The sequence below is a fragment of the bacterium genome (assembly GCA_030654305.1).
GTDB lineage: Bacteria > Krumholzibacteriota > Krumholzibacteriia > LZORAL124-64-63 > LZORAL124-64-63 > PNOJ01.
Genome location: JAURXS010000056.1, coordinates 1 through 4,102, shown reverse-complemented (window position 1 = coordinate 4,102; position 4,102 = coordinate 1). Strand labels below are relative to the sequence as shown.

Below are 4,102 nucleotides of genomic sequence, written 5' to 3'. Positions count from 1 at the left end.
CGACGCCGGCCCCTTCCTCCACCCGGAAGAACTGGTCGAGCTTGTGCACTTCCATCCCGATCTCTTCGCCGGGCTTCAGCGCCATGACGACGAGCTGGCAGTTGGTGGCGGTGTAGAGCACCCGCCTGAAGTCCCCGTTGTCGACGGCGAGATCCTCGATGTTCTGCACGAATCCCTTCATCGCGACACCTCCCGTCCTACGGCTTGTCCATCTCGCGGCGGTAGGCCTCCTTGGCCTCGGAGACCGCCCCCCGGGCCGCGTTGACCCGCTGGTGGACCGCGTCGCTCACGGCCTGGCCCTTCTCGCGGGCGTCCTCCTCCAGGGAGGTTGCCGCGTGGCTCACCGCGTCCCGGCCCCGGCGCAGGCCGCGGCTGCCGCCCTCGCGCAGGCGGCGTCGCGTGACCTCGCCCTTGTCCGGAGCCAGCAGGAGGGCGGTGATGCCGCCCACGGCGGCGCCCAGGACGAACGCCATCAACGTGTTGGTATTGCGTGACATGTCAGCCTCGACTTTCTTCGTCGTATTCGATCCCGTTCGACGGCTCCTCGTCGCGCTCGCGTCCGCGATCACGCCAGGCGAGCAGGCCGGTCCGGACCGCCACGGCGGTCGCCCGCGCGTGACGGAGCAGTTGCCCGAGATCGGATACCTCGGTGATGATGGGCTGGACCGCGATTTTCAGCCCCGTGGTCACGCTCTCGGCGTGGCCGGCGATGCGGTTCATCTTCGCGCTGATGCCGTGCAGTTCCACGAGTTCGACTTCCAGGCCGTCCATGATGCGGTCGAGCTTGGGGCGGCTGGTTTCCAGGAACCGCGAGGTGTCGTCCAACCGCTCGATGATCGGCCGGAGCCGGACCAGGGCCCGGATCAGGTACGCCGCCGACGCCACCACGGCGACGACGACGATGCTCACCGCGAGGTACATGAACGTGGGGTTCATCTCTCCCTCCCTGGCCGGCTTCCGTGCGAGCGGCCTTCGCCTTTGGCGTGCGTGACGTGCCCGGCCTGGATCAGTACCGCCGGCGGTTGCCCGCCAGCAGGACCGTGATGCCGCCGATGACCACGACGAGGCCGACGTCCGCCGGGATCGGCATTCCCCGTCGCTCGATGTCGGAGTAGCTCATCGAACCTTGTTCGATGATCGCCCGGTTCGCGCGGTCGTTGATCCCGTTGAAGACCACCACCAGGATCCCCAGGGCCGTGAGCATGATGCCGATGTATTTCACGTTGCCGTCCGATCTCCGGCGCGCGGTTTCGGCGCGCCGGGTTCCGTCATTTCAGGTAGAAGGCGAAGCCGATGCCGACGTAGGTGCTCGAGTCGTCGTTGAGCCCGACGCCGACCTCGCCGACCAGATCGGCGACGTCGGACAGGCGGTACTCGAAGCCGGGCACGAGGTGCAGCCGGGTGTAGGAGTCGTCCATGCCCGCCGGCACGTCCTCGACCGATTCGAACGAGGCGTCCAGAGCGCCGCACAGTTCGAGGTTCTCCGACACGTTGCCGCTGATCATCGGCGCCAGGTCGAAGCCCATGGAATCGTGGTAGCCGTCGCTGCCGAAGATCCAGTGCAGGCCGCCGGTCAGCGAGGCGTCCAGGCCGGCGCCGTTGTCCTTGCCGTGCAGGAGCCACAGCTCGCCGTCGAGTCCGGCGTAGGTGCTGTTCTCGAAGAGGCCCAGCTTGACCTCGGCGTCGAAGCTCTCGGTGAAGCCGTAGCCCGCGCGCCCGGCGACGCCGAACTCGTCGTCCGCGCCGTCCTCGCCGAAGATCATCAGCGGGGCCAGCGCGAGCTTGTAGGTGCCGGGATCCATCGTCTCGGCGGACTGCAGGACGCCGACGGTCTGGGCCGCGGCCGGCAGGCCGAGGCAGAGAAACAGGCCCGCCGCGAGCAGGCTTCGGTGGTTCAACATGTCGATACCTCCCAGTTCAGTACTCGAATCGAACGCGAAAGAAATTCCGCCTACAGGACCCGTCGCCCCTGGATGAGGCGGATCAGCACGGCGATGACGGCCACGACGAGCAGCACGTGGATGAAGCCGTTGAGGGTGTAGGACGTCACGAGACCCAGGAACCACAGAATGACGAGCACGACTGCGATGGTCCATAACATGGCGCATCTCCTTGCGTAGCGCCGCGGGGGGGGGCGGGTCCGGCGAGCCGGCGCCCTCCCGGATCCGCGGCTAGTGGTAGAACGTCCAGCCGATCGTGATCTTCACGTCCGGCACGTCGTTGAGGCTGAGCTTGCTCTCGACGAAGAAGCGGTCGCCGTTGTTGAGGCCCTTCTCGATGCCGCCGAGCAGGTTGACCCCGAGGTCGGTGTCGGAGTCGCTGTCGTGCCCGTTGTCGTAGCTCTTGATGTTCAGGCCGACCCCGCCGCCGAGGTAGGGGCTCCACACGTCCCATTTCTCGCTGAACCGGTAGGCCGCCTCGGCGTTCAGGCAGACGAGCGTGATGTTGTCGCTGAAGCCGACCTCGAAATTCGGCTGGAAGCGGACGCGCTTCGCGAAGTGCCCGTAGTCGAAATGGGCGCCGAAGTGGACCTGGTCGGGATCGACGGACAGGCCGACCCGCGGTCCCCAGCCGCGGAAGCCGACGTCGGTGTACGGGTCGGCCGCCGCCGGGGCGGGGGCCAGGACCGCCGCCGCGAAGGCGATCAGCAGGATCGTGAGTTTGCCGTTCATTCCGTCATTCCTCCTGTTCGTGGACACTGTCGTCAGGGTCATCTCTGGGCCAGGACCTGGATGCTCGTGGGGGACGTCATCGTGACGTTCAGCCGCTGGCCCGCCGCGAGCTCCACCTCGTCGCCCTTGGTCGCGAGCATGAGAATGGTGCCGGCGCCGGCGCCGGCGCCCGCCCCGATCGCGGCGCCCTTGCCGCCGCCGCTGATCCCGCCGATGATCGCGCCGAGGACGCCGCCCGCCGCGATCTTCTCGACGTCGCCGTGCGTGGCGGATTCCGCCTGCAGCGTGAGCGGCAGCGCGGAGATCGCGTGGCTCTTGCCCTGCGCGTCGACGATCTTCTCGTAGGCGAGCGTCATGCGGGCCCGGCCGCTGGTCCGGCCGGAGGCCTGGACGTCGCGCAGCACCCCGTAGATGCGGGCGCCGGCCGGGACGACCGTCACGCCGCGCACGACGATGGCTTCCGTCGTCGTGGTGACGAACGAGTCGCCGGTGCTGTTGTCGCCCGTGGAGAGACGCGTGTCGAGCATGGTGACGACGCTGGCCCCGTCCGGGATGACCATCGTCTCGAAACGCGGCTTCTGGGCCGCCGCGGCGGCCGCGAGCCGGGCGCTCTCCTGTTCCTCGTTGCAGCCCGCCGCGAGCGCCAGGCCGGTCAGGGCCAGGACGCCGATGCCGATGATTCGTGTTCTCATGTTCATCAACCTCACTTCTGGGATTCTGCCCGGGCGAGGCCGCCGCCGGCCTCGCCGCCAAACCTGCGGATTCGGCGATCCGCCCCGCATCCGGAACCGTGCCGGGGCCCCTAAGGCTTCGTCTTCCCGAGGGCGAGTTCGAGGTCGCCCAGGGATTTCGTCACGCCGGTCATCAGCCGCGCCCGCTTCAGGTCGTTCCCCGCCTTGAACTCGTCGAGCTTCGTCAGCGCGACCGCGTGCAGGGCTTTCAGTTCGTCGATGTGCATGAGGGTGTAGAAACCCACCGGAGCGCCGCCCCTCTGCTTCTCGTCGGCGAGACGCTCGATCTTCAGGCGCCAGTTCTCGAGCTGTGACTCCATCTTCCCAATGTCATGTTCCACGGAGTCCTCCTTCGGAGGGGCACCAGCTGCATAAGCCACTTTTGTGCCGCGCCTAACTGCTTGAAAGGCAAGGGGTCCCGCCGAAACGAGCGCTTGCCGGATCCATCATAACGAGGTAAACTCGATCAAAAGAGAGGTGTTGCCATGCGTGTCGAAGAGCTCAAGATCAGCGAACTGCTGGAGTTCGATTCCGAGGGCGGCCTGGTGCGTTTCGCGAACCAGCGCGCAGTCATCTTCGACGCCACGGCGAAGGGGAACCTGTCCAAGGAGCTGATCGACCACTTCGGCGCCAGCACCGCGCGCGCCGTCCTGACCCGGTTCGGCTACGTCCAGGGCTGGCGCATGGCCACGGCGACCC

Annotated in this window: 10 protein-coding genes; 1 reads left to right on the top strand and 9 read right to left on the bottom strand. The window is 67.4% G+C overall.

Annotation, left to right across the window (positions count from 1 at the left end; genetic code table 11):
* From Q7W29_01510 to Q7W29_01470, 9 genes are all read right to left on the bottom strand, one after another.
* A partial coding sequence (locus tag Q7W29_01510) for a cupin domain-containing protein (GenBank protein ID MDO9170492.1) occupies positions 1–181 on the bottom strand: 181 nt, incomplete at its 3' end.
* Between the two features lie 16 nt (positions 182–197).
* Positions 198–497: a YtxH domain-containing protein gene (locus Q7W29_01505; protein MDO9170491.1), complete on the bottom strand. Its 300-nt coding sequence runs from the start codon at positions 495–497 to the stop codon at positions 198–200.
* A 1-nt stretch (position 498) separates the two neighbouring features.
* A complete protein-coding gene (locus tag Q7W29_01500) occupies positions 499–936 on the bottom strand; it encodes a hypothetical protein (protein ID MDO9170490.1) in 438 nt (145 codons plus the stop codon).
* Between the two features lie 70 nt (positions 937–1,006).
* Positions 1,007–1,222 carry a hypothetical protein gene (locus tag Q7W29_01495; protein ID MDO9170489.1) on the bottom strand — a complete coding sequence of 72 codons (216 nt, stop codon included), beginning with the start codon at positions 1,220–1,222 and terminating at the stop codon, positions 1,007–1,009.
* 46 nt (positions 1,223–1,268) lie between these two features.
* Positions 1,269–1,901: a hypothetical protein gene (locus Q7W29_01490; protein ID MDO9170488.1), complete on the bottom strand. Its 633-nt coding sequence runs from the start codon at positions 1,899–1,901 to the stop codon at positions 1,269–1,271.
* 50 nt (positions 1,902–1,951) lie between these two features.
* Positions 1,952–2,101 (bottom strand): lmo0937 family membrane protein, encoded by a 150-nt coding sequence (locus tag Q7W29_01485; protein ID MDO9170487.1) that lies wholly within the window; start codon positions 2,099–2,101, stop codon positions 1,952–1,954.
* 70 nt (positions 2,102–2,171) lie between these two features.
* Positions 2,172–2,672 (bottom strand): hypothetical protein, encoded by a 501-nt coding sequence (locus tag Q7W29_01480; protein ID MDO9170486.1) that lies wholly within the window; start codon positions 2,670–2,672, stop codon positions 2,172–2,174.
* A gap of 38 nt (positions 2,673–2,710) precedes the next feature.
* Positions 2,711–3,364 carry a hypothetical protein gene (locus Q7W29_01475; protein ID MDO9170485.1) on the bottom strand — a complete coding sequence of 218 codons (654 nt, stop codon included), beginning with the start codon at positions 3,362–3,364 and terminating at the stop codon, positions 2,711–2,713.
* A gap of 110 nt (positions 3,365–3,474) precedes the next feature.
* Positions 3,475–3,744 carry a hypothetical protein gene (locus Q7W29_01470; protein MDO9170484.1) on the bottom strand — a complete coding sequence of 90 codons (270 nt, stop codon included), beginning with the start codon at positions 3,742–3,744 and terminating at the stop codon, positions 3,475–3,477.
* Between the two features lie 144 nt (positions 3,745–3,888).
* On the opposite strand from Q7W29_01470, the gene Q7W29_01465 reads away from it, so the two are divergent.
* Positions 3,889–4,102, top strand: a 214-nt coding sequence (locus Q7W29_01465) for a XylR N-terminal domain-containing protein (protein ID MDO9170483.1), incomplete at its 3' end; no start/stop codon positions are given.